The 25,330-nt window shown below is 33.2% G+C and carries 28 protein-coding genes; 10 read left to right on the top strand and 18 right to left on the bottom strand.

Annotation, left to right across the window (positions count from 1 at the left end):
- Positions 1 to 15: 15 nt before the first annotated feature.
- Complete coding sequence (locus tag IEV35_RS09360; protein WP_188384406.1) at positions 16 to 879, bottom strand: alpha/beta fold hydrolase; 864 nt, start codon at positions 877 to 879, stop codon at positions 16 to 18.
- A gap of 150 nt (positions 880 to 1,029) precedes the next feature.
- Between IEV35_RS09360 and IEV35_RS09365 the strand changes: the two genes are divergently transcribed.
- Complete coding sequence (locus IEV35_RS09365) at positions 1,030 to 1,617, top strand: TetR/AcrR family transcriptional regulator (RefSeq protein WP_102415779.1); 588 nt, start codon at positions 1,030 to 1,032, stop codon at positions 1,615 to 1,617.
- Between the two features lie 121 nt (positions 1,618 to 1,738).
- Here the strand turns inward: IEV35_RS09365 and IEV35_RS09370 are convergent, their stop codons facing one another.
- The 6 genes from IEV35_RS09370 to IEV35_RS09395 all read right to left on the bottom strand — a co-directional run bounded on the left by IEV35_RS09370 (position 1,739) and on the right by IEV35_RS09395 (position 7,837).
- Positions 1,739 to 3,190, bottom strand: a complete 1,452-nt coding sequence (locus IEV35_RS09370; protein ID WP_188384407.1) for an Msr family ABC-F type ribosomal protection protein — start codon at positions 3,188 to 3,190, stop codon at positions 1,739 to 1,741.
- 124 nt (positions 3,191 to 3,314) lie between these two features.
- A complete protein-coding gene (locus tag IEV35_RS09375) occupies positions 3,315 to 4,508 on the bottom strand; it encodes an MFS transporter (RefSeq protein WP_188384408.1) in 1,194 nt (397 codons plus the stop codon).
- A gap of 522 nt (positions 4,509 to 5,030) precedes the next feature.
- The gene (locus IEV35_RS09380) at positions 5,031 to 5,864 is read right to left on the bottom strand and encodes a nucleotidyltransferase domain-containing protein (protein WP_188384409.1); all 834 of its coding nucleotides are present in this window, start codon (positions 5,862 to 5,864) and stop codon (positions 5,031 to 5,033) included.
- Positions 5,865 to 5,918: 54 nt separating this feature from the next.
- On the bottom strand, positions 5,919 to 6,455 hold the full coding sequence (locus IEV35_RS09385) for a GNAT family N-acetyltransferase (protein WP_077318137.1): 537 nt from the start codon (positions 6,453 to 6,455) through the stop codon (positions 5,919 to 5,921).
- A gap of 120 nt (positions 6,456 to 6,575) precedes the next feature.
- Complete coding sequence (locus IEV35_RS09390; protein ID WP_077318138.1) at positions 6,576 to 7,175, bottom strand: TetR/AcrR family transcriptional regulator; 600 nt, start codon at positions 7,173 to 7,175, stop codon at positions 6,576 to 6,578.
- Positions 7,176 to 7,222: 47 nt separating this feature from the next.
- Entirely contained in the window at positions 7,223 to 7,837 is a 615-nt protein-coding gene (locus IEV35_RS09395) for a GNAT family N-acetyltransferase (RefSeq protein ID WP_253288878.1), read from the bottom strand.
- A gap of 434 nt (positions 7,838 to 8,271) precedes the next feature.
- On the opposite strand from IEV35_RS09395, the gene IEV35_RS09400 reads away from it, so the two are divergent.
- Genes IEV35_RS09400 through IEV35_RS20140 form a run of 4 tightly spaced genes read left to right on the top strand, consistent with a single transcriptional unit; the run spans position 8,272 to position 9,954 of the window.
- The gene (locus IEV35_RS09400) at positions 8,272 to 8,874 is read left to right on the top strand and encodes a TetR/AcrR family transcriptional regulator (RefSeq protein WP_179104278.1); all 603 of its coding nucleotides are present in this window, start codon (positions 8,272 to 8,274) and stop codon (positions 8,872 to 8,874) included.
- 15 nt (positions 8,875 to 8,889) lie between these two features.
- Positions 8,890 to 9,279, top strand: a complete 390-nt coding sequence (locus IEV35_RS09405) for a cytidine deaminase family protein (RefSeq protein WP_077318140.1) — start codon at positions 8,890 to 8,892, stop codon at positions 9,277 to 9,279.
- Positions 9,270 to 9,677 (top strand): MBL fold metallo-hydrolase, encoded by a 408-nt coding sequence (locus IEV35_RS20135; protein ID WP_229740702.1) that lies wholly within the window; start codon positions 9,270 to 9,272, stop codon positions 9,675 to 9,677. Before IEV35_RS09405 ends, IEV35_RS20135 begins: the two co-directional genes overlap by 10 nt.
- A gap of 7 nt (positions 9,678 to 9,684) precedes the next feature.
- Positions 9,685 to 9,954, top strand: coding sequence for an MBL fold metallo-hydrolase (locus IEV35_RS20140; protein ID WP_229740703.1), 270 nt, complete (start codon positions 9,685 to 9,687; stop codon positions 9,952 to 9,954).
- Positions 9,955 to 10,017: 63 nt separating this feature from the next.
- Here IEV35_RS20140 and IEV35_RS09415 read toward each other — a convergent pair whose 3' ends face one another.
- The 3 genes from IEV35_RS09415 to IEV35_RS09425 form a co-directional block, all read right to left on the bottom strand.
- The gene (locus tag IEV35_RS09415) at positions 10,018 to 10,917 is read right to left on the bottom strand and encodes a DUF2238 domain-containing protein (protein ID WP_229740704.1); all 900 of its coding nucleotides are present in this window, start codon (positions 10,915 to 10,917) and stop codon (positions 10,018 to 10,020) included.
- Between the two features lie 416 nt (positions 10,918 to 11,333).
- A complete protein-coding gene (erm, locus tag IEV35_RS09420) occupies positions 11,334 to 12,191 on the bottom strand; it encodes a 23S ribosomal RNA methyltransferase Erm (RefSeq protein ID WP_077318121.1) in 858 nt (285 codons plus the stop codon).
- Positions 12,192 to 12,630: 439 nt separating this feature from the next.
- A complete protein-coding gene (locus IEV35_RS09425) occupies positions 12,631 to 12,837 on the bottom strand; it encodes a hypothetical protein (protein ID WP_188384410.1) in 207 nt (68 codons plus the stop codon).
- Positions 12,838 to 12,933: 96 nt separating this feature from the next.
- Here IEV35_RS09425 and IEV35_RS09430 point away from each other — a divergent pair, with 96 nt between their 5' ends.
- From IEV35_RS09430 to IEV35_RS09440, 3 genes are all read left to right on the top strand, one after another.
- Entirely contained in the window at positions 12,934 to 13,335 is a 402-nt protein-coding gene (locus IEV35_RS09430) for a hypothetical protein (RefSeq protein ID WP_077318122.1), read from the top strand.
- A gap of 779 nt (positions 13,336 to 14,114) precedes the next feature.
- Positions 14,115 to 15,209 (top strand): sensor histidine kinase, encoded by a 1,095-nt coding sequence (locus IEV35_RS09435; RefSeq protein ID WP_229740705.1) that lies wholly within the window; start codon positions 14,115 to 14,117, stop codon positions 15,207 to 15,209.
- A 2-nt stretch (positions 15,210 to 15,211) separates the two neighbouring features.
- Positions 15,212 to 15,898, top strand: coding sequence for a response regulator transcription factor (locus IEV35_RS09440; protein ID WP_077318124.1), 687 nt, complete (start codon positions 15,212 to 15,214; stop codon positions 15,896 to 15,898).
- A gap of 128 nt (positions 15,899 to 16,026) precedes the next feature.
- Here IEV35_RS09440 and IEV35_RS09445 read toward each other — a convergent pair whose 3' ends face one another.
- The 8 genes from IEV35_RS09445 to IEV35_RS09480 form a co-directional block, all read right to left on the bottom strand.
- Entirely contained in the window at positions 16,027 to 16,167 is a 141-nt protein-coding gene (locus IEV35_RS09445) for a hypothetical protein (protein ID WP_188384411.1), read from the bottom strand.
- 122 nt (positions 16,168 to 16,289) lie between these two features.
- A complete protein-coding gene (locus tag IEV35_RS09450) occupies positions 16,290 to 16,427 on the bottom strand; it encodes a hypothetical protein (RefSeq protein WP_179104277.1) in 138 nt (45 codons plus the stop codon).
- A 125-nt stretch (positions 16,428 to 16,552) separates the two neighbouring features.
- A complete protein-coding gene (locus IEV35_RS09455; RefSeq protein ID WP_188384412.1) occupies positions 16,553 to 17,407 on the bottom strand; it encodes a GNAT family N-acetyltransferase in 855 nt (284 codons plus the stop codon).
- Between the two features lie 27 nt (positions 17,408 to 17,434).
- A complete protein-coding gene (locus tag IEV35_RS09460) occupies positions 17,435 to 18,121 on the bottom strand; it encodes an MBL fold metallo-hydrolase (protein WP_077318893.1) in 687 nt (228 codons plus the stop codon).
- A gap of 4 nt (positions 18,122 to 18,125) precedes the next feature.
- Positions 18,126 to 18,668 (bottom strand): GNAT family N-acetyltransferase, encoded by a 543-nt coding sequence (locus tag IEV35_RS09465; protein ID WP_188384413.1) that lies wholly within the window; start codon positions 18,666 to 18,668, stop codon positions 18,126 to 18,128.
- Positions 18,669 to 18,672: 4 nt separating this feature from the next.
- Positions 18,673 to 19,302, bottom strand: coding sequence for a TetR/AcrR family transcriptional regulator (locus tag IEV35_RS09470; protein ID WP_188384414.1), 630 nt, complete (start codon positions 19,300 to 19,302; stop codon positions 18,673 to 18,675).
- Between the two features lie 961 nt (positions 19,303 to 20,263).
- Positions 20,264 to 21,292, bottom strand: coding sequence for a sensor histidine kinase (locus IEV35_RS09475; protein ID WP_188384415.1), 1,029 nt, complete (start codon positions 21,290 to 21,292; stop codon positions 20,264 to 20,266).
- On the bottom strand, positions 21,289 to 21,960 hold the full coding sequence (locus tag IEV35_RS09480) for a response regulator transcription factor (RefSeq protein ID WP_188384416.1): 672 nt from the start codon (positions 21,958 to 21,960) through the stop codon (positions 21,289 to 21,291). The genes IEV35_RS09475 and IEV35_RS09480 overlap by 4 nt, the downstream gene beginning before the upstream one ends.
- Positions 21,961 to 22,169: 209 nt before the next feature.
- Here IEV35_RS09480 and IEV35_RS09485 point away from each other — a divergent pair, with 209 nt between their 5' ends.
- Positions 22,170 to 22,937 carry an ABC transporter ATP-binding protein gene (locus IEV35_RS09485; protein WP_188384417.1) on the top strand — a complete coding sequence of 256 codons (768 nt, stop codon included), beginning with the start codon at positions 22,170 to 22,172 and terminating at the stop codon, positions 22,935 to 22,937.
- The gene (locus tag IEV35_RS09490; protein ID WP_188384418.1) at positions 22,924 to 24,846 is read left to right on the top strand and encodes an FtsX-like permease family protein; all 1,923 of its coding nucleotides are present in this window, start codon (positions 22,924 to 22,926) and stop codon (positions 24,844 to 24,846) included. The genes IEV35_RS09485 and IEV35_RS09490 overlap by 14 nt, the downstream gene beginning before the upstream one ends.
- Positions 24,847 to 25,330 lie beyond the last annotated feature (484 nt).

The raw sequence follows: 25,330 nt of genomic DNA on the forward strand, positions 1-25,330 counted from the left end.
GTACATATTTTTACTTTACTCTTTCCCTAGAAATGTTGTAATAACTCGGGTAAACTCTTCCGGTCTCTCTTTCTGTGGCCAATGTTTACACCCTTCCATTACATACAGCTCGGAATCCTTCATAGCCTCATGTGCTTCAAACGCATGTTTAATAGGAACCGAGGTATCTTTTGACCCATGAACGATTAATGTCCGTTTTTTAATTTCAGATAGATTTTCTGCCAACTTAGTTCTAAGTCCTGTGCGTGTAATCTCACTTCTCTGGAATGACATAAATGCTTTACCAGCATGTGGTGCTTGTAAAAATCCATAAATTTCATCTACAAGTTCTTCTGATACATTATTAGGATTTCCAAATAAACTATTTAGCAGCGTCCACTTCACAAATCTTCTGCTTTTACTTGACCATTTATACGAAAGTTCATTGAGGAATGATTGTGTATACCAATAAGTGAGAAGATGATAAGGAAGTTTACTAAATAGCCCCCACGCACCTACTAATACTAGCTTTTCTACTCGAGCTGGATATTCGAGCGTATACCCAAGAGAGATTCCTCCACCTAAAGATAGTCCAACCAAGTTAGCCTTCTCAAGGTGAAGACGATCCATTATTTGATTCAATATATCAATGTAAAAGGAAAGTGAATATTCCACATTAGGTTTATCACTTTCTCCATACCCAGGAAGGTCAGGAGCAAATACACGGTGTTTTTTTGATAAAGGACCTAATACCTCACTCCAAGATATATTTGCTGAATCAACTCCTGCACCATGCAAAAGAATCACAGGAGAACCAGATTCTCCAGCTGTATAGCAATTGACATTTACATCATTTAATTTTAGTTTTATCGTTTTAATTTCTGGAAAGTTTTCTATCATAATATTAATCCTCATTCCCCTTATAATTATGAATTAATTTAACTCTTTTATTTCATAATATACAAAATTTGTTGTTTTTGCAACAACTTATGAACTATTTTTATTGTTTTATTACATAATTTTTATTAAACTAACTATGAGGTGAAGAATATGGATGGGTTTGAAAAACGTAGGGAACAAAAGAAAAGAGACATATTAAATGCCGCATTAGCCCTATTCATGAAGTATGGATTACAAAAGGTATCTATTACAGAAATAGCTAAAAAGGCCAATGTATCGCAAGTCACCATATATAATTACTTTGAAAGCAAAGATAATCTTGTTCGTTTAGTTTTTAAGTTTTATGTTGATCAGATATGGGATGAACAAAAACATTTATTAGTTAATGACCTCCCATTTAATGAGAAGATTAAAAAGATTATATTTGAAAAAGGTATTGCCGCTAATCAAATAAGTGAACGATTTTTTCAAGACTTTATGAAAGATTATGCTAGTGGGCAGAGTTATGTTGAAGAAATATATCAAAAGGAAGCCCTTCCACTCTTCATTAAACTTTTTAATGAAGGTAGAGAACAAGGATATATTGACTCTGAGATATCTAATGAAGCAATTTTATTCTATTTAAAGATGTTTCAAGAATATTTGCAACGGGAAGATGTTGCCACTATGACACTTCCAATAGCAGAGGATCTTACCAAGCTATTCTTTTATGGCATAGCAGGTAAGAAAGAAGTATAAAAACCAGTTCAACATGAAGAGGCATAATGAAGAAATTGTAAAACGATAATCCAAGCAATCTCTTTAAGAAATATAATAGTGAAAAGGGGGTTGAATCTTATTTTAGATTCAACCCTTCATTTTAGTTTTTCAACATTAATTTTTGGTCTTCGATAACATAAACAGAATCAGCCACTGACTCAACGAAAGTCCGATCATGTGATACGAGAAGAACCGTACCTTCATATCCATTCAAAAATCGTTCCAATGCCTCGATACAAAAAACATCCAAAAAGTTTGTCGGTTCATCTAAAACTAATACATTATACCTTCCTAGAAATAGCTGACACAATACTAAACGAGTTGCCTCTCCACCACTTAAATTCTGGACATTCTTTTTTATATCATTACCAGTAAAATTCATGGCGTGAAGTACAGCTCTGATTTTGCTTTCATTGTAATCACTTCGATTTTTGATAAAATCCAATACCGTTTCTTCTTTTGAAAATCGATAGTCCATTTGTTGATACGTACCTATAACAGCTTTTGGCGAGATTGTTACCCCTTCTCCATGTTTTAAAATATGATGAAGCAACGTTGTCTTACCCGAGCCATTTTTTCCTGTTATAGCAATCGTTTTTCCTAAAGGAAATTGAAATTTCGCATCTCGGAGAAGTGTTTTATCCCCTGCTTTTAGCGTGATGCTTTCTCCCATGATCGGGAACTTATTGTGTAACTCTAGAGCTTTTGATTGATGAAAATGAATGGTTTGATCCTCTTGAGGAGCTTCTACTGCTTCCAGTTGCTCCACTCTCTGCTCGATCGCTTTTGCTGCACGTTGCATCGATTTTTGACTCGTTCCTTTTGATTTCGTTTCAAACGTTCGATTTCCTTTTACTTTTGTTACTCTCTTATCTCCTTGTGTTACTTTTTCTGCCTTCTTCATTTTTTCTTCAGCAGCTTTCATGAGACGTGTTTTTTCTTTTACATATTTTTCATGCTGTTCTAGTAGTTGTTTCTTTTCTAGCTCTTTTTGACGAACATATTCCGTGTAATTCCCTGTATATTCTGTTACAGTTCCTTCATCCACTTCCCATATTTTTGTCACCAGTTGATCTAACACATACCGGTCATGACTTACAAGTACAAGTGCTCCATAATAGTACATCAATTCTTCGATAAAAAACTGCGTACCATCTGAATCAAGATGCGTGGTTGGTTCGTCAATCAATCGAGCTTCATGATAGCTGGAGAAAATTTGTGCCAGTTTGAGCCTAGTTTGTTCGCCACCACTAAAGTTTTCAAGTTCTGTTTCTGGAATTGCCAGTTTCCCTTTTAACTCGTAATCTATCTCTGATTTTTCCGGTGTTGATAGTTGATCAAAATAAGCAAAATTCACATGACTTTTCACGATTCCGCTTGACGGCTCAATTAGCCCTGCAAGTAACTTTAATAATGTACTCTTTCCTGCACCATTTTTCCCAACAATTCCGATACGATCAAACTGATGTACCGCTAATCGCTCTATCTCTAATACTGTTTTATCTAAATAATTCAACTCTATATTTTCTAGTTCAAAGCATACTTTTTCCATGTTTGCTACCTCCCGAAAATGATTCATTTCGTACCGATAGCTAGGACCGATACGAGCTTTTTGCTTTTATTTCAAGTTCAAGCTCGTATCAAAAAAATAATAAAAACTGCATGAATATCTCCTCCTATTTTGCTTTCCTTGTTATAACTGCATTTATGACAATCAAAATACCTATGATAGAAAATAATGAGGCAACACTTGTTAGTTCAATCAAAACTCCAGCTACCGCATAACCAATCGGTGTCGCCAATAACGAAAGACTTGTCACAAAGCTAAAAACTCTTCCCAAGAGATGAGGTTGTATTTCTGTTTGAATAAGGGCATAAAATGGTGCTGAAAACAATGGCCCAGATAAACCAACCAAACCAGCCATCACAATAAATGCAATGAACAATGACGGCGGTACTATACCAGAAATAAATAATGCAACCCCCATCAACAACATTCCTGCAGCCATTGTTTGTATTTTATCGAAACGATCACCTAGTACACCTAATAGTGACCCCCCAACAATTAATCCAATAGCAAAAATAACCTCCACAATACCAGCTTCTACAACACCTCTTTCGAAATGATTTCGTGTCATAAGTGGAAAGTAAGTACCTAGTGGAATATAAAGCATAGCGACGATGGTCATTGTAATAGTTAGCTTCAAAACAACAGGATGCTTCACTATCGCATAATACCCTTCTTTCATTTCAGTAATAATACCGCTAGAAACCTCTCCTTCTTTTCTCGGTACTCTTGGAATGTGAATGAACAATAAAATACTACTTGCAATCACAGCACCAAAAACATCTAACATCAATACCCATTCAAGAGAGCTAACTGCAAGCAAAGACATCCCAACTGCAGGCCCTGCAATATTTGAAATAGAACTTATCGTCTGTCCCCAACCTGCTACCTTTGTAAGATGCTCTTCAGGTGCAAGTAAAGGTATGGATGCTTGCATTGCCGGCATATGAAATGCGGTTGCAAGAGAGCGAATCACTAAAACAAATAACACCAATAAAATACTTGGTTCATAAAAGTACATCGTAATAAATAAGGTTAAACTCCCAAGTGCAACAGTCATGTCTGCTATAATCATCATCAATTTACGTGAGTAGCGATCCGTAATCGTTCCTGCAAACGGACCAACTAATGCTTGTGGTAAAAACCCAGCAAGACCTGCTAGTGTCAATACGAGCGGCGAACCATCCGTTGTATCCGTTAACCACCAAATAATACTAAATTGAACAGCAGCACTACTCAGTAACGAAAAGAACTGCCCAGTAAAAATCGCAATAAATTTTCTTTTCCAATTTTTATTTTCCATAATGTTCCCTCCAAAATAAAAAAATCACAAGCATCTGCCTGTGATTGAAGTAAAGGGAAAAAGCCCTATCCATATTTTATAAGGAAGCCATGAATAGCCGTCCACAAATAAACCTACCTTTAGTATAACAAAGGTAAAGAAAATTTGTACAAAAAATAAAGAAAGGCAGAACCATCCGCCTTTCTAAACATTCCATATCATTATCCTGAATAGAGATTGTTGTTAATACCTATCGTTAAATAGGTTAAAAATACCCCAAATCGAGATAATAGATATCTTTTTAAATATGAAATGAAAGATTATTAAAAAAGGACAGACTAATCCCATTACTCTGCAAACACAAAACAGAGCCTTTGAACATATTCAATTACTGGTTCAAAGCCTAAGAAACGTAGTCTCATCGAATGTGTCATTTTTTAATAATCCTCCTACCGTTTATAAATACAGTGATTAGTATAGATAATCTTTTGTCAAAAGTCAAAGGGAAATAATGCCTATACAATCTGAGAAAGTTATTTAGCCTTAGCTTAATAACATTTCTGTTTCAGAAATAAGTTGCTGTAACATTTCTATTCCTTCTCTTGTCCTGTCAGGATCGGAAGAAATCAATGTAACGATCTGATCGATGCTATGTTTGTAACTTTTCGGTTTTATACTGAAGTTATCAATCATCCGGACTGCTTTCTTCTCATTGATACAGTATTCTTCATTTAAAGCAAATAATACTTGATTTAAACATGAAATAGTTCGGAAGCTGTGTCCCATAACATACGATACATCATCCTTATCCACATTGTCCTTCGCAAACATCAAAGAAAAAGATGCTTCAAACATGAAATAGCCAATTAAGGCATCCTTTAAGGCTTTCGGATAAGGCTTTGTTTTTGCTTTTAAATTTGAAATTTGATTGGTACGCTCAAACAATATTTTGCAAATGGAGATTTCCCCCATATACATAACATTTAGATAGGCATGTGGATGTCCTGTATGATAATGAGTAGAAACCTTGCCCTCTAAACAATCATCAATTACTTGAGATACCCTTTTTATATCCCGAAAAATCAAATCTACATGGTATCCTTGAACGACAATCCACCCACCACCATTTATCCAGTCACCCCATTCTCCTAATGATGTAATTATATTTTCTCGATGATCATCATCCAACTTTGTTGCTTTTTTACCAACCTCTACAACATCAAACCCTGCCGATGTATCATAATATATTCCAATATCAATATCAGAAGTTTCGTGATTCGTCCCTCTTGCTCTTGAGCCTCCTAGGACTACACCAACAATGCCAGGCACATCTTTTAACTCTTTACTTATTTCATTCATAATGTTTTGCACGATCATAAACTTTCTGCTCCTTAAATATTGTCAAGTTTCTCATTTGCAACTTTCGGCTAATCATTCAAAAAATACGCTAGGATATTCTACAACTCCTGAAACCTTATCAAGAACATTTGCATGTAATTCAATTGCCATGAATGCTTCATCTGGGACTTCGAAAGGTGCCTTTATCCCCCAAGTAGATGCTTTTTTGAACCCGAACTTCGGATAATATTCTGTATGCCCCAAGACGAAAACCGAATCATATTCAAGCTCTTTTGCTTTTTTTAATACTTCACTAATTAAAAACTTCCCTACACCTTTATTTTGATAATTTGGTAAGACAGATACAGGTGCAAGTGCGAGCGACTCTACAACTTGATCGTCATTCTTAATTTTTATCTTGGATAAAAGAATATGTCCCACTACTCGATTATTCTCATTATCCATCGCCACTAAAGATAATTCTGGAATAAATACATTTGAGTTCCTAATTCGAGACACCAAATTATGTTCATTGCTATCACTGTGTTCTGCATTAGCAAATGTACACTTTACCACTTCTTCAGTTACTTTATAGTCCTCGACCTGTTCTTGCTTAATTTTTATGTTCATCTTTTCATAGCTCCTGTTCTCAATTTAAGTCATAGTATCGAGATTAATCTAAAATACACTAAAAGGTATTAGGCAACTATAGATGGAGATAGTTTCATACCTTCTCGGCCAGATCTAGTTTCAATCCTTCATTAAAAAGGCAGTAACTATTTTTATATTTGGAGTAACAAATTGCTCATTTTTCAATAGTTTAAACATTGTCATTCCTTGTATGGAGGCAAAATAGAACAATGCCAACTCTGAAGGACTCCCTTCTCTAAATTGACCTAATTTTTGACCCTTTTCAATTAATCGAGTCGTTTGCTGTATCAATTCTTCACTTATCTTGTTAAGGTTTTGTAATTGTAGTGATTGGTTCTCCATTGTCAAAGATTGGTTCATCAGCATATGAAACTGAGCATATTCATCATCTTTATCAAGATCATTTAATATTTCTAGTGTAAACTGTTGAATTAACTCAACTGGAGATTCCTCACTTTGAAATCTTTCCACTAGCCTCTCCAATCCTTTAGTAGCATAAGTAACCAATTCATAAAATAAATCTTCTTTCTTTTTATAATGCCGATACATTAGTCCAATGCTGATCCCTGCACCTTCCGCAATATCCTTCACACTTGTAGCAGCAAACCCCTTCTTTGCAAATAGCTTGATAGCAGACGAATGGATTTTGTCTCTTGTCGCTATTCTCATCGCCTCAAATTGTTCTTCTGTTCTAGGCAATTTTTCTCTCTCCTTATCGCCTTTTCCTGAATCTATCAATATGGCCCTTAATTTTTTACATACTTCAAAGATAAAAAATTATTGATTCCAATCTTCTTGGCTCTCTTTTCTGGGATCGGCTTTTTTCTGTATTCTTCAAAGCCTAACTTTGTATATAGATTCATTGCCGGCATATTCGTATCTGCAACCTCTTCAATGACGTAATCATCATACGGTGTATTTTCAATGATATGTTGGATAATCTGTGTTGCGACACCTTGTCCTCTAAATTCAGGAGCCGTTCCAACAAACTCAATCGACCCAGTCTTAGGAGGGAAATTTTCATAAGGAGCTTCAAACTCTTTCTTTAAAAAGATCCCTGCAATGCTTCCTTTATAGTAACCTAAATGCTTTCTCAATTCCTTTTTATTTAATTTTACCGATTTTTTTATTCCATCTGTACATGCTGTAACTCCAGCAACTTCCCCATTTGCAATCGCCACATAAAATTGATCTAACACAAACATATGAGCAAAAGCCTTTGCGATAATCTTTTTATCTTTTGAAAAATAGCCTAGCCATTGTGTAAAACCTTCCGCAAAAATCTCAGACATCTGCTTCCTTACGTCTAAATCTGTTTTATCCGCTTGGACTATTGTAAATATTTTATTCTCTGACTTCATATATGAATCTCCTTTGATCAGTTTTAATTAATGAACATTTATTCATTATAAAACCGGAATACTATATTGTAAAGTTACAGAATTAAACGTTGCATCAGCATTCAGCATAGATTTCACTTTGCAATTTTAGGCAGAACGCTATTCGCTACATTGAGTTCGTTGGCATTCCTCCAAATTTTCATTAAATCCATCCAACCAAGGCTCTAATATTACAACCGTCAAGTTCTAATGATGAGCGAGTGTTGCAACGACTTGTCCTTTAATGTATTACCGTGATTCTTTGCTTCGTAAATGAATGATACCTACTCTTTGTATCCCCATATTACCCCTGCAAATTATCAAGATTCATCAATATGTAATTGATTTATTCACAAGAATATCATAAAATGACTTACGGGTCATTTTTGACTTTAAAGTCATTTCGAGGTGGTTTAATGAGTAAAAAACAAGAAAAATTTCAAAAGAGACATTCTCTGATATTGAATACTGCAGAACAGATTATTAAGGATAAAGGATATTATGCTTTTAAAATGAGTGATGTGTCTGATTATCTAGATATCGCAAAAGGAACTTTATATAATCATTTTCTATCAAAAGAAGAATTAGTTTTTAACCTTATTTATCCGAAGATGTCACAATCTACAACAACTTTGAAAATAATTGCAAATAAACAGACTGATGCTATTACAAAAATTAAAGAGCTAATTAGAGCAACTTTAGAAAGTTCATACTTTCAATTTGTATTACTTAGCTTTCCTGACATGGCAGCTTTATTCCAAGAAAAAAATAGTTCTGAATTAGAAAAGGTTCAAAATGAAATGATTAAATGCTTTAAAAAAGTAATTGATCAAGGAAAAAGGGAGCAAGTGTTTCATGATGAAATCTCTAATGAATACACCGCACACCAATTATTAATTATTTCGGATCCGCTTATTTATAGCCTTCTCGTTCAAAACAAAAAAATGACACACGAAGACTTCATTACCCATACTACTCGAAACTTTTTATTTGGAATTGCTCAGAATCAATCCCAATAAAGGAGATAAAGGATTATGAAAATGCAAGAGTTATATAAAATTGCCAAAGAAACCTTGAATCCAAGGAAAATATCAAGAAATGGTGAAGCCGGTCATGTTGCTTCAGCTTTATTAACCGAATCTGGTAATGTATATACCGGAGTAGCTATTACCGTTCCATGTTCGATAGGTTTTTGTGCTGAACATTCAGCGATTGCGGCTATGGTTACGGCTGGTGAAAGCAAAATCGTTAAAATTGTTGCTGTATACGAGGATGGAAGTATTTTACCACCTTGTGGCAGGTGTAGAGAATTTATAAGTCAAATTAATGATGATAATGATAATTGTGGAATTCTGTTGCCAGATCATGTGATTAGAACATTAGGTGAACTTTTGCCAGATAGGTGGGATTACAAATGGAATTAAAAATATTAAATGATCGAATGTTTTATTATCCACATCAACCTGAAACAGATCGGCCTATGTTAGCTTATTTGAAAGGTGAAAAAATTGCACTAGCTATAGATGCAGGTAATTCGGCTGCCCATGTTGACGAATTTTACACAGCGTTAGAAACTAAGGGACTAAAAAAACCCGATTTTACCGTAATTACTCATTGGCATTGGGACCATACATTCGGAATGCACCATATTCATGGTCTATCCATTGCACATTGTAAAACGAATGTGATGTTAGAAAATGAAAGGAACAAATTACGAGATAATTCATATATAAAGATTTTGAAAGAGGAAAATGAATTTATCACTAGAGAATATTCGGTTAATCAAAAAATCGTTGTTGTTTTATCAGATATTCAAGGATGAAATTGTTTTGAATCTCGGTGGAATGACAGCAGAAATCTTTCATACTGAGTCACTTCACTCGGAAGATACTGTAGTTATCTACATACCAGAGGAAAAATTACTATTTTTAGGAGATGCGACAAGTGAGGATTTCTTCAATGATGGATATATGGATATAGAAAAATTGAAGACATTGGTTAATCATATAGAAAATATTGATTGTGAATATTGTATTTTAGGACACACAGAACCACTTAAAAAACAAGATCTATTGGATTATCTGTATACTCTTTATTAAACATAGGGAAATACCCTTCTCTAACTTTAATCATTCAAATTAAATAATAGGACATTTCATATTTTATATTACTAATATGAATGTCCCTTTCCTTTTCATTAATTGCACCCCTTCGTGGAAGAGGAAGTTCCATCTTTTGAACAGAAAATATTTCTCACTCTGACTTCCCTTTTTTAGGTATGAAATTCCGAACAAACCTATTTTTTTTTGGTCATGCCGAGCATATAGATAGCCAAGCACACTGAAGACAATAGCACCAATCAAGTTGACAAATAAGTCCTTCATTGTATCAATAATTCCAATATCAAGATATCCGTGATCTATAACGGTTTCAATAATATCTCCTGAAGGGTCCTTACTTTCAATAACTGTACGTTGAATATCCTCAATCCGATAAACTGCATTGCTTTCTACATCAATACTTACACTGCTAATTTCCTGAACAATTCTGTCTTTCTGCATATCGAGATTCCCCCATCGGTCTGCGGAGTATTCAAAAAACTCCCACATTACGCCAACGGTCATAGAAAAAAAGAAGGTTACTATCGCTAGAAATATTGGGCTCAAATTCATCCCCTCTGCATTCCTATTTAACAGATAGACAAGGGAAAAACCGATACCTGCCGCTAGAAATCCATTTAGCGTATGAAGTGCCGTATCCCACATTTTAAAGTAACCGTAAAAATCACTCAGTTCTCCCAGAATAGTCGAACTAAAAATAAAGACTATTATAATTAGCTCCAATAAGTTAGGTATTTCAATTTTAAACACTCGTTCCACAAGTTGCGGGATAGCAAATAAAACGAGCGTAAGAATAAGAAGAAGAGCATCCCCCCATCTTTGCATAGGAATCTGATTGATAAGCATAAAAACAGCAATTACACGAAATATAACATACACGACAACAATCTTCTTGTTGGCTGTTGTCGTGCTACTAGTAAAGAATCTTTTTATGATATTCATGAATAACATCCTCCAATTAATTAGGATATTCAATTCTTGTTATTATAAACGTTAGTTACCCCATGTATTCCCGTTTCTACAATTCCCCCACTCAACTAAAAAAAATTTTTTAGAAATCATATGCTTAGGAACATAACAGTATTGAAAATATATTGAAAAAGGAATGAAAAAACTCGGGCTCCTGATGAGGAAAACCCGAGAATTTATTGAATCTTTATTGAAAAAAGCAAATGTTTATTCTTACAGATATGGTGGTGAAGTTCGCAAGAGTTTATTATGACTGTCAGGTGTTTATTCGAGATCTACATAGTAGAAAGAAGAATTGTAGAGATAAGAATTCAAATACCATTTCACCGCTCATAATATGTCATTCTTTCCCTCATAGTAAATGTTGTTAATTAAAATTACTTCTTCCTTCAATAATGATTTAACTTCTCTTTTCTAATCCTCGGCCATCTAAATTTTGGCACATGCTTTACCATCGTTTCATATAGGATTCCCCATTGTTCTTCTGTTAGTTCTGCAACTGGTATCTCATTTTTTAACCGAAGATTTCTTTTCAAACGCTTAATTTGTGGTACTGTGAATGCACCCCTTAGTCCATAATCGAGCGATAATTGAGGATTTTTCAATACATAATCAACCAATCCCCAAAATACCAAATAATCACTATAAGGGACAATCGGATTAGCCTTTCTATTAATCTTAACCATTGCAGAATCTACTTTAGGTGGTGGAGAAAAGTTTTTTCTTGAAATTCCTTTTACATACCGGATATCAAACCACATCCTCCAAGCAATCACATATGGATCTTTTACGTAATTAGATGTGAATCTCTTAGCTGCTCCTTTTTCCATCAAAAGCACACCTCTTTGGAAATTACTTAATGGGTTGTTAAGGAGTTTCTTCATAATTGGTGTTGTGATTGCATAAGGGATATTCGAAACAACAATAAAAGGCTCTCGGGGTAACGAAATCTTTAATATGTCTTGTTTGATTATAACTGTATTTTTTAATTCAAGTTGATCTAATTTCTTAATAAACTTTTGATCGTATTCTACAGCGAGAACTTTTCTTGATCGATTACTTAAATCATTAGTGATGGCACCTTTTCCAGCACCCAATTCTAATACAAGATCTCCTTTTGACATACGAGCAATGTTTATAATATCTTTTATAACTTCTTTGTTATTCAGCAAATGTTGCCCGCTAAAGTTCGGGAAATCTCTTTTAATTCTTTTTGTATGTTGGTATTTTTTCCTTCTTTTTGTCATTAATCATACAATCCTTCCTTAAAATAATTGATTTTCAGCTCTGAACTATAACGCAAAAAAACCACAGAAAAAGACATCTGTGGTTTCCAGTAAACGGAATCAATTATTTTACATTAAGACAAAAAGACATTGCGACGTAACAGAAATTTAAACGTCACTAAACAGGCCTTTTAGCATTGAAAAGCCAAAAAACCGAATACTCAATCGTAAAAACAATATAAGGAAAGAGTGAATAATCACCCTTCCCTCTCATTTAACAAAATATTTTAATGGGGATTGTTAAATAAAATGGACAGACTTATCCCGTTTACTCTGTAAGCGAAATTAACAGAGCCTTCGAACGTATTAAATTACATGTTCAAAGCACGGTAAGTCTTAATTACTCCCATAATATTTAACAACCCTCCTTAGTTTAATTACATTAGATACGACGTATATACTAGCATGGACTATAGATAATTTCAAGAAAAAATACTAGATACTCAAGAATAAAATAAAATTTATTACAGTTATGTTTTTGATTTTTTCTCTTCACAATATCGGTATTATCAATGTCTGCTCTATTAGTTAAATGCTTCATAATTGCTTCCATCGCACGTAAACAATCACTTGTTGCATCTTTTCTCTCCCTTAGAAAACAAATCATATTTAAGAAATATTTAATAACTCTTTTAGGTTTTTATAAGATATTGAGGGTATTCTACTGGTAGAAAATATTAAATGGAGAAAGAAGGAGTTAATTATGTCAAACATTAACACATTTAAAACATTAAATTGGAAACTTATTTCAACACTTTCCATAATTGCACTTGTGAGACCATTTATGAGCATTTTGGGGATATCAGATGCACTTGGTAAGCCAGTTGCAAGTATAACGGCAACAATACTCATTACAATCATTTGGATAACAACAGTATACTTAACACAAGATTCCCACCCCATCGTTACATTGGTTTTTACGGGGATTGGTTACGCTATATTGGCAATTATTATTAGTGGAATCTTATCACCTATTCTAACGGGTCATTTGCAAGGGCCATTAACGAATCCTCGTGGCATCGTTAGTGTATTGTTAACGAATGTTATTTGGGGTTTAATTTCGGGGTTAATTGCTAGTTCATTATTAAAGATTAAAGGAAAGTAAAATATAAACATTTTTTCAAAACACTATCTCTTTCCACTTTATGAGGGATTGGCGTATTTTTATATGCGTTTGTTACATTTAAGAATTACTTAAGAAATAGAAATGGTTTAGGTAGTATTAATTTTTAAGTTCTAAGACTGTGACATAGGCAATTAAATCTGTCTTCGAGCCTTGTTATTGTTAACCCCTGCTAATGGCAAAGTCTTGTTAGTATATGAGGATATAACAATATTTAATTCGCCCAAACAAACATAAGTAAAGGCAGAAAAAATTGGGTTTATATTTCAATCGTCCAATTTAATTCCTTACCTAACAATAAAAGTAAAAGATCAATTAATGCTCATTGCAGACATTAGAATTGGGAATAAAAAGTCGAATTTACAAAGAGTTAATGAATTATGTATGGATTTAGGGATAAGTCATCCATTAAAACATTATCCAAAGAACCTTCCTGGTGGTGAAAACAGAGAGTAGCTATCGTCTGGGTCTTTTTGAATAATCCTTCCATATTGCTAGCAAATAAACCTACCGCCAGTTTGGTTCCGATCGAGGTAGAAAGGTTGTTGAAATGATATCCCATAAAGTAAAATCAAAAAATAAAGCAGTAATTATGGTGACACACGATGAAGAGTGCTTCATGTTGCTGATCGTGTTTTATATATGGAAGATAGTAAACTAATTGATAAGGATTAAATAGTCAAGGCTGTCAAGCAATCTTGAAAGCCTTGGTTTTCCAATTTTGCAAATCTTTATTATAATAAAGCAACGAACATAAGCAGGTGATAACCTTGTCAATAAAAAAGCGATTAATTTTCTCAAATATAGCAGTGATTGTTATTCCGGTTATTGGTTTTCTCCTAGTAGAAATCATTTGGGGATACATACTGTTTGTCATTTTTAATGGAAACCCTACAGGCAAAGATTTAACCCTGTTTATTAGCGTTCGATTTATTGCAATGATCTTAGTATTAATTGTAACAAATGGATTATTAACATACTATGTCTTAAAAAGTATCCTCATCCCTATTAAGGAGCTATCTGTTGCTGCAAATAAAATTAGTGAGGGTAATTTGGATTATAGTGTGGAATCCAACAAGAAGGATGAACTTGGTGAGCTTAGTAATACATTTGAAAGAATGCGTTTAAAACTAAAAGAAGCAAAGGATGCCCAGCTACAATATGAAAAAAATCGGCATGAGCTAATTGCAAGTATTTCTCATGATTTGAAAACACCCTTAACCTCCATAAAAGGCTATATAAAAGGAATTCAGGATGGCGTGGCGAATACTCCAGAAAAGTTAGAGCGTTATTTAAACATCACCTATAAAACGGCAAATGATATGGATGGACTCATTGATGAATTATTTTTATATTCTAAGTTGGATTTAAAAAGTTCGCCATTCCAATTTGAAAAGGTGGATTTATATTCATTTTTTGCTGACTTTATTGAAGAATTAGCATTTAATTTGGAACAAGAACAAGGAACCGCAACTCTTGTAGCGAAGAAAAACGATTCATATGTTGTGATGGCTGATAGAGAAAAATTGAGGCGTGCCGTATCAAATATCCTTCAGAACAGCCTAAAGTATATGGATAAGGAACATAAAAGTATCCAAGTCCTTTTATCCTCACAGCCTGATACGGTAACTATCAAAATGAGCGATAATGGAATTGGTATAAGTAAAGAAGCGATTCCCTTTATTTTTGAAATTTTTTACCGTACCGATGCCTCAAGAAATTCTTCCACTGGGGGTAGTGGGCTTGGACTATCCATTGTAAAGAAAATTATTGAAGAACACGGGGGAACTGTTTGGGCTGATAGTAAATTAGGCAAAGGTACAAGTATTTATTTAACACTGAAAAAGGTGATATAAAAATGCCAAAAGTATTAATCATTGAGGACGAACGAAATATTGCAGAGTTGGAACGGGATTATTTAGAGGTTAATGGATTTGAGAGTGATATTGCTACAACCGGTGAAGAAGGTTTGAGACTCGCCATGACTAATTCTTATAGTCTCATTCTTTTAGATTTAATGCTTCCCGGGATGGATGGGTTCGAATTATGCAAAAAACTAAGGAAAACATTAGATATACCTATCCTAATGGTAACAGCTAGAAAAGAAGATATAGATAAAATACGGGGGTTTGATCGTGGTGCCGATGATTATATTGTAAAGCCCTTTAACCCCAATGAGTTGGTCGCTAGGGTAAAAGCACATATTTCAAGATATGACCGTCTTGTTAATCAGGATTATGAACAAAATGACCTTCAATTCGGTAGCCTCTGTATACAAAATGACTCAAGGCGTGTATTTGTGAATGATGAAGAGAAAACACTTACTGCCAAAGAGTTTGATCTTTTAAATTTTTTAGCCACAAATCCAAACACCGTCTTTACCAAAGAACATTTAATGGAGCGAATCTGGGGCTTTGATTCAATTGGGGATGTGAATACTGTTACCGTTCATATAAGGAAGATTAGGGAAAAGATTGAAACTGTTCCTTCGAATCCACAATTTATCGAAACAATTTGGGGAGTGGGTTATAGATTTAAAAAATAAGGGATGGATTAAACTTGAATGTCCATCCCTTAAACTCTTTATTTCCTCACCACATAGTACTTTAATGGAATGGTATCCTCATAAAAAATGAACCCTCCATTCTATTCTCTAATTTCGTAAAAGCCCCGTTATCTATACTCCTCCAATGCTTCAATGTCCCAATCCCACCATTTTAAAGCTAACCAATCTTCAACTAATGATCTGGATATCGTTTTTTTATCACCTGTATAAGTGTAGCCGAAAAAGCTGATAAATCTACTTGAAATCATTTTAATGAAAGCACTACAGTCAAAACTAATATTGTAGGCATAGATAAAAAGATACTTGGAGAATAACAATAACTGGGTAGAAATTTTTTTGTTAAAATCACACAACATGGTTCAGATTATATTCATTTCTCTTTTTTTATTCCAACAATTAATAAAAGTAAAGCTGCGAAAAGAAACATTGGAGTAAAAATAGATACGATTAAAACTCCTACTATCATAATTAACCAAAATGAATCTATCTTGTAATTTCCAAATTTCATTTAATGTACCTCCTTTAATCTGTAATTCTTCCTAATCCAGAGTCAGTATTGCTTAAAACACATATCTACATACTTGAACAAAGAGCTTAAGGAATAAGAAAATAGATCCAGACTGAATCTATTTTCTAAACGAGTTTGTACATTTCGTACTGCTCAATTGTATCTTTCTTAAATCCAATCTTTCTTAGAAATTCAGCGATATCAATATTATCTGGCATACTGATCTTTAATTTTTGCAAATTTAATTGTTTTATTGAATGGGATAAAAGGCTGCTAGCAATTGCCTTTCGCCTTACTTCTTCATTTACAAATAAAAAATATATTTTCCCTGAATATGTAATGACCAACGTTCCGACTATTGACTCTCCAACATAAGCAGCAAAACGATGAGCAGTATGATCTTTCATAAAGTATTCCACTTCGTTTTGCCAATTGATATGTGTAGGTAGAATATTCTTCCTTACTTCGGCGGCAACAAATAAATCAACTTCTTCTATTTCTAATTTGCGATTTAGTCTATCTAATTTTAATCTATTAGCATCCAGTGCTTGACTGAAATAGATTAGTTTATGATTCTTTTTGTATCCCTGCTTTTCATAAAAACGAATGGCACGCTTATTTTCCGAGAGTACTTCTAAACTTAAACGCTCGCATTTCTGACTAATTCCGTTATCAACAAATAAGCGGAATAACTCTTGACTCACGCCTTCTCCACGATATTCTGGTTTCACACACAATGTACCACATCTTAAATTTTTGTACCCACCATAAGTTCTTACACCGCCAAGCACCAATCCAACAGGTTCATCGATATCAAATGCAATAAACGAATCTTGGAATGTATTTCCTTCCTGACCAAAAAATCGTTCAAAGAATTGCCCCATTGTAATGTTCATTGGAATGGCATAATCTGAATAACCATACAAAAATGCTTCATGAATGGATGACCTATCTACTTCCGAACATCTTTTATATTTCATGTTGCTTCCTCCAATTATTTTCTCCTTTTAAAGCACTAATTTGCCACCATGATAACAAAAGATATTTTTAGGATTGAGAGATTTAATTTTTCTCAAAGACTGCTCAGCTTTTTCGATATCCAAACAAAAGTGCGGATTTGCAATCACCATTTTGTTCTCCTCATTAACCGCTGCATCACCCGTAATAACACTATTTATTGAAGGAATATATAAGGAAATATGACCGGAAGTATGTCCAGGTGTTTCCATGATCGTACATTGTCCGTCAAGAATTTTGTCACCATCACGAACCTTTGTATCGACTGAAATATGCTTCAAACTTTTTAATTGTTGAACAAACCATATGCCGAACTCCTTTTCTTCCTTTGCTAACATGGGTAACATTTCTTCAGCTTGAACTAACCTTTCCGCCTTTTTTTCACCGCTAATGAATGTTGACTCTATTTCACTAGCAATAATTTTTATCCAAGGATATTTTGATTTAAAGTCATATAAAGAACCAATATGATCGTCGTCATAGTGAGTAATGATAATACTCTTTAAATCATTCATTTTATAGCCATTTTTTATAATCTCATTTTCAATTAGGGGTAGAAAATTGACATAACCAGTATCTACTAATGTTAAATCGTTATTTAAAACAATTAAGCTAGGATAAATTTTCTGTTTCTGTCCATTAAAATCAAATTCAATTGGAAGTTCTATTATCTCCATTTCCTTACACTCGCTTCTCAAAGTATTCATTTTGCAATATTCCCATATAAATAATGTCATGCCACTTGCCATCTCTAAATAAACTTTGTCTACTGTTTCCTTCCTGACAGAAACCGAGTTTTGTATACATACGAATTGCTCTATCATTAAACGAAAATACTCTAAGAGAAACCCGATGAAGATTCATTTCGTAAAAGGCATAATCCAGCAATAACTTGAGTGCTTCCGAACCATAACCTTTCCCCCAATAATCCTTTTCTCCGATATCAATAATACACTCGGCATTTCTATTCTTATAATCAATATTTGTTAATGACACAACTCCAATTGATCGTTCATTTTCTATTTCAACGATGATGTAACTCTTCGCACTATGTGAGCCTAAAATTACTTGTTCAACAAATTCCTTTGTCGTTTCCATCGGATAAACATCTAAAGAAGGATTAGTCGAATGCATCACTTCCTGATCATTTCTCCATTTATGATATAGTTTCGTATCTTCCGTCGTCATTTTTCTTAACTTCAATCTCGATGATTCAAATAACATTAAATCACTCCTTATTTATAATTGTTGGATTTATTAATTTTTCTAAAGAATAAAGTAAGACTGTCAGTTGATCTTTTACTATGGTTTGTTCATCTCCCAACTGGTAAGTGTCTAACATTAATCCATTCAAAAATGACAAGATAAACATTGCAATGGACCGGGAAGATTGCTGTGGTTTAAACTCTTTAGTACGAGTACCTTCTTCGATTAACTTTTCTATGGCTTCAGTTGTTCGAACATAACGTTTAGAAAGATAAGAAGAATCATCTTTAGATTTTACATAATCGGAAGACAAGAAGAATTCCGTATTTGCATGGACCAATGTTTGATCAATTTTCTCAATATAGAATTGCCATTCTTCAACCCAGTTCTTTAATTTTTCCCATAAAGTTATTTCACTAGAAGGTATAAAATAATCTATATTTTTTTGATCTTCATACTTTAAAACTTCAATAAAAGTATGGTCAATATTATTAAAATAGCTATATAATGTTCCTCTTGATACTTCAGCTTCATCCATAATGTCTTGCATGGAAGTACGAACAAATCCTTGCTCAATAAACACCTTCCTAGCTGCTTCAATCAATTCTATCTTTTTCTTCCTTTTATACTCTTCACTCACAATCGGGGCCATAAAATCCCACCTCCATAACAAATTTAACATCATACTATACACTAGTGTCGTTTTTATTATACATCATAACGACACTAGTGTATACTTTACGTTTCCCTAACTAAAACATTAATAAATCGAACTCGTTAAGTTCTACCATTTAGTCGTATTGAAGAAATCTTGAACTCTATTAATAAAAAGGCATGAAAAAACTCGGGCTCCTGTTGAGGAAAACCCGAATTTTTAATGAGTTTTATATTGAAAAAGCAAAGGTTTATTATCACAGAATTGGTGGTGAAGTTAGCAAGAGTTTATTATGGTTGTCAAGAGTTTATTTTAGTTAGACACTTTCTGTACCATAAGAATAATCATCTGCTAAAACCCCACCCCTCCAACCCGCATTCCACCGTTCGAGTCATAATAAAGTTTTGCTACGGAACCCCCATTTTGAAGGATTTTCGGTTCAGAAATGATCGTTTTTCGAGCCTTTTTCGGCCGTTTTTTCATGGTTTTTTTCAGTAATGGAATAAATTTTTTCGAAAAGTAGTGGAGATAAATATTGAAAAAAAGAGATGATGAAAAAAGATAAAAATAGTGGATGGGTATTGAATTGTTATTGAAATTATATTGAGTGGGATATTGAATAAACCCTGCAAGGTCAATGGTTTAGGAACATAACTGTATTGAAAGGATATTGAAAAAGACATGAAAAAAAACTCGGGATCCTATTGAGGAAAACCCGAGTAATTATTGAGTTTTATATTGAAAAAGCAAATGTTTATTATTACAGAATGGGTGGTGCGATTAGCAAAAGTTTATTATGGTTGTCAAGAGTATTTTTTAGTTAGACATAGTAGAGAAATGAATTTAAGAAACAAGAAATGTAAAGAAAATACAGACAATTCCTTACACTTCCTACAAAAATGAGAACACAGCAATCAGAACCATTTATAAAATTGTGCTAGAAGTAAAAATCATAAATTCACATGTTATAGTAATTTGTTATTTTTGGAAAATGAATAATAACCTTGGTCAATTCACCTTCTATCGAATTAACTGATAGATCATGCCCTAACTTATTCGCTAGTTTTTTAGCAAGATACAGTCCCATCCCCGTTGATTTACTATAGTTCCTTCCAATGGAGCCTGTAAAACCTCTTTCAAATACTCGATTTATATCTTCAACTTTTATTCCAATTCCATTATCTTGAATAAATAACCGTTTTTCTTTATTGTCTTCTTCAAAATGGATGGAAACATTTCCACCATTATCTGTGTACTTTAACGAGTTCGTTATTAGTTGGTCAATTATAAATCCGAGCCATTTTTTATCACTATGCACAAATTTTTCACGATTATGATCCATATTTAAGCTGATCTGCTTGTTAATAAAAATTTTCGAGTATTTTTTGACACTATTTTTTATTATCTGGTTTAAATCAATTTCTGTAACGAAGTAATCATTAGCAAATGAATCTACACGGGAGTAATAAAGTGCTTGTTCCACATAGTCATCTATTTTATCTAGTTCGTCTTCAAATTTATTAACAATATAATCCACTGTTTTCCCCTCGAAGTTATCGATAAGCAAGCGACTAGAGGTTATGGGTAATTTTATTTCATGAACCCATGACATAATATACTCTTCATGATCTCTTTTCTGGTCATATAACGATTGCAATTGTTTGTCTTGAATATTCATTATTTTTTTAAAAAGATCAAGATACAGCTTTTGCTCATGGTTCTGTGCATCAGGTAATAACGTAAGGGCATCTTCCTGGGAACTATTAATAATTCCCTCTATTTTTTTATAAAAATTCATGTGGTAAAAATAACCGATTATAATATATAGAATTGCCAAAAACAAACAACTAATATTAATGTAAACAATATTGCTCCATACATCTTTCGGTTCGACACTCACCAGTAAGATTAAAGAAATAAATAACATTAAACTCAAGTAAAAACACAGAAAGTAACGTTTATCTTTTATGTATTTTAAGAAATTCATTTTATTAAGTATCCTTCTCCTTTTTTTGTGGTAATAAAGTTCTCTTTACCCAATTGAGATAACTTTTTTCGTAAACGGGTAATATTGACGGATAGAGTATTGTCATCAATGAAATGTTCATTTTTCCAAAGAGTACGCATGATTTTATTTCGGCTAACAATCCTTCCTGTATGCTTCATTAGGAGACGAAGAATGATAAATTCTGTTTTTGTTAACTCTGCCTTTTCGTCCCTACAAGAGATAACCCAATCATTTAAATTTAATATAAGCTCATTATGTTCTATTACGTTTGATTGTGTATCACTGTAGGAATACGAACGACGTAAAAGGGCGTTTATTTTAGCAATAAGCACTTCCGTATCAAATGGCTTTTGAATAAAATCATCACCTCCCATGTTCATCGCCATTATCATATCCATAGTTGAATCCCTGGAAGAAATAAATATAATAGGAACTTTTGACACTTCCCTAATCTTATTACACCAGTAAAATCCATCAAATAAGGGTAAGTTAATATCCAGCAATAAAATATTTGGTTGTGCATTAAGGTAATCTTCTAATATATTTTCAAATGTATTTAACATAACAACATCATAATTCCATTTTTCAAGAGACTCTCCCAGCATTTCTCTTATCGCTTGATCATCTTCAATAATCATAACTTTCATTTTTAACACTCCATTAATTAGTTAGTATAAGTATGGCATTTATATAAGAAATCATTTCATAATACTAATATTAGTATTATACTTCGTATTTTTGTACCATTCTTTCAAAATTGTAAGGTTGCGAGGTAAAACTGTAAGGTTAAATAATAGTTACTTACGGTAGAATAAAAAACATGAAAGTAAATGATTTCTATGGAGGATTTAAATAAATGAGGACAATTGTAGATGCGAAGAAAATTAAAAAAGTATACGGAACAAAAGGAAATGTGTTTACTGCATTAGATAATATAGATTTAGAGGTACAGGAGGGTGAATTTGTAGGTATTATGGGTCCTTCTGGTGCTGGCAAATCAACACTTCTTAATGTTTTAGCAACTATTGATCAACCGACTTCTGGTGACATTAATATTGATGGGACAAGTATTGTAAATATGAATGAGGAACAATTAGCAGCCTTTCGTAGTGATAAACTTGGTTTTATTTTCCAAGATTATAATTTGCTAGATACATTAACGGTTAAAGAAAATATCATATTGCCCTTAGCATTAGCCAAAGTAGATCCGAATGAATTAGAGCATAGAGTACTTGAAGTAGCAAATAAGTTTGGGATAAGTCCGATATTAGACAAATATCCATATCAAATTTCTGGTGGCCAAAAGCAGCGTACAGCTGTTTCACGTGCAATCATATCAAAACCGAGCTTACTTTTAGCAGATGAACCTACTGGTGCATTGGATTCTAAATCAGCAACAGATTTGTTGGAGAGTTTAAAAGGATTAAGTGAGGTAGATAAAGCAACTATCCTTCTAGTCACCCATGACGCATTCGCTGCGAGCTACTGTGATAGAGTGATTTTCATTAAAGATGGCAAAATGTTTACAGAACTTGTCAAAGGAAAGGGTTCTCGTAAAGAATTTTTCCAAAAAGTTTTAGATGTACTCTCTGCACTTGGGGGTGGACAAAGTGACTCTATTTAATTTAGCGAAAAAAAACGTTATTGGGAACTTTAAAAGTTACTTACTCTATTTTATATCAATGGTATTCAGTGTTGTTATTTACTATACATTTGTATCCTTGCAATACAGCCCGGAAGTACAAATGGCCATTGAATCAGAAAATAGTTTACTTAATATCTTTATTGCTGGTTCCGTTGTACTAATATTATTTGTGGCAATATTTATTCTTTATTCAAATTCATTCTTTACAAAAAAACGAAAGAGAGAAGTAGGATTATATTCCCTTTTAGGTTTAAGGAAAAAAACAATCGGTAAAATGCTTTTTTATGAAAATATAATCATGGGTGGTATAGCGATTATAATCGGAGTTATACTCGGAACCATACTATCGAAACTGTTCACCATGATTGTGCTTAGATTGTTGGATACACCAGTTGAAGTTAGCTTTGAAGTATCCATTGAAGCAATTCTCAATACAATTATTGTCTTTATGATTATCTCCTTATTTACATCCTTTAATGCTTATCGTTTGATCTATCGTTTTAAATTAATCGAGTTATTTCGGGCAGAAAAGGAAGGAGAACATGCACCTAGAACATCTTTTATAGCTGCAATAACTTCAATCATTTTAATTGGTTTTAGTTATTGGATTGGATTTCAATCACCAACTTCAGATGTACAATTACTTGTAAACCTTGGATTATATTTAATTAGTATCGTGGTAGGTACGTATTTACTATTTAGATTCTTAACCATTTATATACTAAGACAACTACAAAAGAAAAAAACAATTTATTATAATGGGACAAATTTAGTTGGAATCTCTCAGCTACTTTATCGTATTAATGGCAATGCTCGTACGCTTACTATTATAGCATTACTTAGTGCCGTTACAATAAGTGCTATATCTGTCGGTTACAGCTTTTATTATACGAATGAAAAACAAGCAGAAAAAGAAGCACCTTTCAGCTATATGCATATATCTACGAGTAATTCAGTTGACAAGCATATAGAAAAAATTATCCAATCAGATACAGAACACTCGATTAATGGGCAAATAGATATCCCTGTTATTAGCGTAAATGGGGAAGTTTCTAACCCAATTCTACAGGATTATTTAGAAGACGGACCGATAAAAATAGTATCTGAAAAAAAGTATAATGAGGCATTAAAAATATTAGATAGAGGAAGTAATATTCAGCTTACCGGCAATCAAACAATTGGCATTCAACCTCTTTTAACCGAATATACTTCCATTGATTATGAAGAACATACAGTTACATTACAATTGCCAAATAAAGAACTTGACTTAGCATTTAGCTCAATGGTAGAGGACAGAATTATTCCATGGAGCTATCCAGATTTCACCATTGTAGTTAGTGACCAACTGTTCTCTGAAATTGCAACTCAAGTAACTCCTGTAACCATTAAAACATATGAAGTAGCAGATGAAAAAACGACAAAGGATACTACCGTTCAATTACAAAAGTTAGTTAGTGAAGATATGCAATTAACCACCTTTTACAATATATATAGAAAAGGGCTGGAATCGGGTGGATTAAACCTGTTTATTTTAGGATTTTTAGGACTTGTTTTTCTTGCAGCAACTGGCAGCATTATATATTTTAAACAATTAACAGAAGCACACGAAGATAGAAACCGGTATGAGATTTTACGCAAAATTGGAGTTAGTAAGAAAGAAGTAAACGCTACTATAAGAAAGCAAATTATTTTTGTGTTTGGATTACCACTCACAATTGGTATTATTCATGGGATTGTAATATTACAAATAGCTTCAAACATTTTTTCTGTTTTAATAGGAATGAACTTAACTATTCCAATTGTTATAACCATTCTAGCGTATTTTATCATTTACCTTGGTTATTACTTTTTAACGCTCACTTCAGTAAAAAATACTGTGAATAACTAAAGTAAAAAGTCTCTCGAATAATTGAGAGACTTTTGTTTTAATAATCTAATATAATCTCTGAGTGATTTGTGTTAATATTACGTAAATTTATTTGCATTTGTTTCTTTCTCTTTTCTATATTAGAGTCTAAGTTCATAAAAATGATGGAAAAAAGATTGTATTTTCACCTCTTTTCTTTATTTTGGACTTTATTATGGAATTGAAAAAATCCCGGGTTCTTATTGGAAAAAAAACAGAAGTTATTGGTTTAGACCCCAAAATTGGAAATGTTTATTTTAACGAAGTCGGGGTTGGAATCGGAAATGTTTATTTTAGTTAGACACTTTCTATACAACCAAATTAAACTCCTGCTAAATCCAACCCCTCCAACCCGCATTCCACCGTTCGAGTCATAATAAAGTTTTGCTACAGACCCCTCATTTTTATCCAATTTTGGATTAAAATCGGTCGTTTTTCGGGCCTTTTTCGGCTGTTTTTTCATGGT

Source organism: Ornithinibacillus halotolerans, from assembly GCF_014637405.1.
GTDB lineage: Bacteria > Bacillota > Bacilli > Bacillales > Amphibacillaceae > Ornithinibacillus > Ornithinibacillus halotolerans.

What these genes read in the sequence shown, in the direction of transcription:
- IEV35_RS09465 (WP_188384413.1), bottom strand. Translation starts at nt 18,668, where the DNA reads ATGTTATTTGAATCATCGAGATTGAAGTTAAGAAAAATGACGACGGAA.
- IEV35_RS09365 (WP_102415779.1), top strand. Translation starts at nt 1,030, where the DNA reads ATGGATGGGTTTGAAAAACGTAGGGAACAAAAGAAAAGAGACATATTA.
- IEV35_RS09385 (WP_077318137.1), bottom strand. Translation starts at nt 6,455, where the DNA reads ATGAACATAAAAATTAAGCAAGAACAGGTCGAGGACTATAAAGTAACT.
- IEV35_RS09480 (WP_188384416.1), bottom strand. Translation starts at nt 21,960, where the DNA reads ATGAAAGTTATGATTATTGAAGATGATCAAGCGATAAGAGAAATGCTG.
- IEV35_RS09470 (WP_188384414.1), bottom strand. Translation starts at nt 19,302, where the DNA reads ATGGCCCCGATTGTGAGTGAAGAGTATAAAAGGAAGAAAAAGATAGAA.
- IEV35_RS09360 (WP_188384406.1), bottom strand. Translation starts at nt 879, where the DNA reads ATGATAGAAAACTTTCCAGAAATTAAAACGATAAAACTAAAATTAAAT.
- IEV35_RS20135 (WP_229740702.1), top strand. Translation starts at nt 9,270, where the DNA reads ATGGAATTAAAAATATTAAATGATCGAATGTTTTATTATCCACATCAA.
- IEV35_RS09375 (WP_188384408.1), bottom strand. Translation starts at nt 4,508, where the DNA reads ATGGAAAATAAAAATTGGAAAAGAAAATTTATTGCGATTTTTACTGGG.
- erm (WP_077318121.1), bottom strand. Translation starts at nt 12,191, where the DNA reads ATGACAAAAAGAAGGAAAAAATACCAACATACAAAAAGAATTAAAAGA.
- IEV35_RS09440 (WP_077318124.1), top strand. Translation starts at nt 15,212, where the DNA reads ATGCCAAAAGTATTAATCATTGAGGACGAACGAAATATTGCAGAGTTG.
- IEV35_RS09395 (WP_253288878.1), bottom strand. Translation starts at nt 7,837, where the DNA reads ATGAAGTCAGAGAATAAAATATTTACAATAGTCCAAGCGGATAAAACA.
- IEV35_RS09415 (WP_229740704.1), bottom strand. Translation starts at nt 10,917, where the DNA reads ATGAATATCATAAAAAGATTCTTTACTAGTAGCACGACAACAGCCAAC.
- IEV35_RS09370 (WP_188384407.1), bottom strand. Translation starts at nt 3,190, where the DNA reads ATGGAAAAAGTATGCTTTGAACTAGAAAATATAGAGTTGAATTATTTA.
- IEV35_RS09485 (WP_188384417.1), top strand. Translation starts at nt 22,170, where the DNA reads ATGAGGACAATTGTAGATGCGAAGAAAATTAAAAAAGTATACGGAACA.
- IEV35_RS09430 (WP_077318122.1), top strand. Translation starts at nt 12,934, where the DNA reads ATGTCAAACATTAACACATTTAAAACATTAAATTGGAAACTTATTTCA.
- IEV35_RS09405 (WP_077318140.1), top strand. Translation starts at nt 8,890, where the DNA reads ATGAAAATGCAAGAGTTATATAAAATTGCCAAAGAAACCTTGAATCCA.
- IEV35_RS09425 (WP_188384410.1), bottom strand. Translation starts at nt 12,837, where the DNA reads ATGATTTGTTTTCTAAGGGAGAGAAAAGATGCAACAAGTGATTGTTTA.
- IEV35_RS09475 (WP_188384415.1), bottom strand. Translation starts at nt 21,292, where the DNA reads ATGAATTTCTTAAAATACATAAAAGATAAACGTTACTTTCTGTGTTTT.
- IEV35_RS09460 (WP_077318893.1), bottom strand. Translation starts at nt 18,121, where the DNA reads ATGGAGATAATAGAACTTCCAATTGAATTTGATTTTAATGGACAGAAA.
- IEV35_RS09450 (WP_179104277.1), bottom strand. Translation starts at nt 16,427, where the DNA reads ATGAAATTTGGAAATTACAAGATAGATTCATTTTGGTTAATTATGATA.
- IEV35_RS09400 (WP_179104278.1), top strand. Translation starts at nt 8,272, where the DNA reads ATGAGTAAAAAACAAGAAAAATTTCAAAAGAGACATTCTCTGATATTG.
- IEV35_RS09455 (WP_188384412.1), bottom strand. Translation starts at nt 17,407, where the DNA reads ATGAAATATAAAAGATGTTCGGAAGTAGATAGGTCATCCATTCATGAA.
- IEV35_RS09380 (WP_188384409.1), bottom strand. Translation starts at nt 5,864, where the DNA reads ATGATCGTGCAAAACATTATGAATGAAATAAGTAAAGAGTTAAAAGAT.
- IEV35_RS09445 (WP_188384411.1), bottom strand. Translation starts at nt 16,167, where the DNA reads ATGATTTCAAGTAGATTTATCAGCTTTTTCGGCTACACTTATACAGGT.